Source organism: Bacillus pfraonensis, from assembly GCF_050768835.1.
In the GTDB taxonomy this organism is placed as follows: Bacteria; Bacillota; Bacilli; order Bacillales; family Bacillaceae_G; genus Bacillus_A; species Bacillus_A pfraonensis.
This window is the reverse complement of record NZ_JAHCDO010000084.1, coordinates 1-2,354: the sequence shown is the minus strand read 5'-3', so window position 1 is coordinate 2,354 and position 2,354 is coordinate 1. Positions and strand designations below refer to the sequence as shown.

Below are 2,354 nucleotides of genomic sequence, written 5' to 3'. Positions count from 1 at the left end.
GGAAATCTTGGTTTCAAATTCATCGTTGTAAATCTATAAAACAAGAGCGGCTAGAATGTCACCTTTATGGACAACTCATTAGTATCCTATTATGTTCTTCTACTATGTTTAAAATGAGAGAACTTCTGTTACGTAAGAAGCAGAAAGAGCTAAGTGAATATAAAGCGATGTACATGATTAAAGATTATTTCTTACTGTTTCATCAAGCATTACAAAAAAACACCCAAGAATTATCAAAGATTCTCCTTCGTCTGTTTAACCTCCTACAGCGAAACGGACGAAAATCCCACAGATATGAGAAAAAAACGGTCTTTGATATTTTGGGTGTTGTTTATGAGTATACCACTTCCATTCATCAGGTAGCATAATTATAGTGAAAAAATTGTAACCCGTCAGGGTTTATTTGATATGCCTACTTTTAGGATGTCTATAAAAAATAATGAAAAATTACATGGAAAGATCCGCCTTTGTATAAACATATACCTTAAGTTGATGGATGTGGGATACCGCCACATGCCCATCAACTCAAGAAATTTTATTCCTCCCCCCCACGTACAACAAAACGTTATTCTGTCTAAACAAGCTAGATTAGAAAAGATGATGTTTTTTGTGAATCTTTCGACTTAAGATGAACTACAACCATTTGCGAAAAAATTACAACGATATGTTACACCTGTATTCTTAAAAGAACTTGCAAGAGAAATCGGATTTATAAAGCGAAAACGTAAGTTTTCTGATTCAGAAGAAACTTTGCAACAGGACCCTACCATCCTTCTCTTATCTTATCTAGGGGATCCCAAATTGACCAGGTTGCCTCTAACAAGTTTTCTTCATTATCTCTGAAATAAAAATATTTAGCTTCCCCTTGCCCTAACACCTTAATATCTTCAACTTGAATTCCCTTTTCTTTTAGCTGATTATGAGTATATTCGATATCTTCACAATTTAATGCAATCACAGGAAATGCTTTCTCATTTCTTATTATTTCTAAAGGATTGTTGTTCTCTGTTTGGATCAATAAAGTAGCAATTGCATTTTTATGAGGATAATGTAAAACTGCAATATATGACCCGCGGTCTTCAAATTTATTAATCAATTTAAGACCTAGATTTTGAGTATACCATTTAATAGACGTATCAATATTTGTAGTTGGAATATAATTATGTCCTACCCTTGTAAATAAAAATTTTTTTAACATTCATCCCTACAACCTTTCGTAATTTTCTGAATAAAAATATTATAGCACATATGTTCTTTTAAAGAAAATTTTAATGGGCAGAGCCTCACCATACATTCCTATTAATTTAAGAAATTTTAATACCCTCAAGTATAAAAAGCGTCATCCTTTCTAAACAAGCTAGATTAGAAAGGATGACGCTTTTTTATGAATCTCTCGATTCAAGATGAACTACAACCATTTGCGGAAGAATTACAACGATATAGGTTCTGTTGCAAAATTCTTTAACAGATAAAAAGTTAAATTCAGTACAATCAAATTTTATGAAATAGTAAGTAATCGCTGTAATTCATTTTATGTTGAAAAACCGAAGTTTGGCCGCAAACTTCGGTTTCGTTTATATAGAGCATGAATCGTTTCGATTCCTTTAATCGTACGAGAAGCATGGCGTAGATTTTGAAATCCTGCAGATTTAGCAAACCGTCGCTTTGTATTTAACCATTTTCTTGCTCTCTGGAATGACACCTATAAAGAGACAGGAAAAGGATTAACCTATCCTTCTTGCTCTGCCGAGCTTACTCAATTAAAGAAGCAACAGGATACACTTTGGTTAAAAGAAGTAGATAGTATTGCTCTTCAATCCACATTAAAAAACCTCGCAGATGCTTTTTCGCGTTTTTTCAAGAAACAAAATGATATTCCACGATTCAAATCTAAAAACAATAAAGTTCAATCCTACACAACAAAGCAAACGAACGGCAATATTGCGATTGTAGGTAACAAAATGAAATTACCGAAACTTGGCCTTGTTCGCTTTGCCAAAAGTCGTGAAGTAGAAGGTCGTATTCTAAATGCAACGATTCGACGTAACCCAAGTGGTAAATACTTTGTATCTATTCTTGTCGAAACAGAGGTACAAGAAATGCTTAAAACAAAATCCACTTGTGGAATGGACGTTGGGTTAAAAGATTTTGCTATTCTTTCTGATGGAACAACATACAAGAACCCTAAATTCTTCCATATATTAGAAGAAAAGTTAGCAAAAGCACAGCGTATCCTTTCCAGAAGAACGAAAGGTTCTTCGAACTGGAACAAGCAGCGTATGAAAGTTGCAAGAATCCATGAACATATTGCCAATGCGAGAGCTGATTACTTACATAAACTCTCTACTGAAATC

Annotated in this window: 1 protein-coding gene and 4 pseudogenes; 3 read left to right on the top strand and 2 right to left on the bottom strand. The window is 33.7% G+C overall.

What is annotated here, in order from left to right; translation table 11 throughout:
- Positions 1-368 (top strand): annotated as a pseudogene (locus KFD70_RS29010) (IS4 family transposase); the annotation flags it as partial.
- Between the two features lie 259 nt (positions 369-627).
- A pseudogene (locus tag KFD70_RS29005) lies at positions 628-789 on the top strand (IS4 family transposase); the annotation flags it as partial.
- Here the strand turns inward: KFD70_RS29005 and KFD70_RS29000 are convergent.
- Together KFD70_RS29000 and KFD70_RS28995 are read right to left on the bottom strand one after the other, a co-directional pair.
- On the bottom strand, positions 764-1,198 hold the full coding sequence (locus tag KFD70_RS29000) for a VOC family protein (protein WP_336454662.1): 435 nt from the start codon (positions 1,196-1,198) through the stop codon (positions 764-766). The pseudogene KFD70_RS29005 and the gene KFD70_RS29000 sit on opposite strands and share 26 nt — an antisense overlap.
- 333 nt (positions 1,199-1,531) lie before the next feature.
- A pseudogene (locus KFD70_RS28995) lies at positions 1,532-1,672 on the bottom strand (IS6 family transposase); the annotation flags it as partial.
- Between KFD70_RS28995 and KFD70_RS28990 the strand changes: the two are divergent.
- Positions 1,662-2,354: pseudogene (locus tag KFD70_RS28990) on the top strand (RNA-guided endonuclease TnpB family protein); the annotation flags it as partial. The pseudogenes KFD70_RS28995 and KFD70_RS28990 overlap by 11 nt on opposite strands.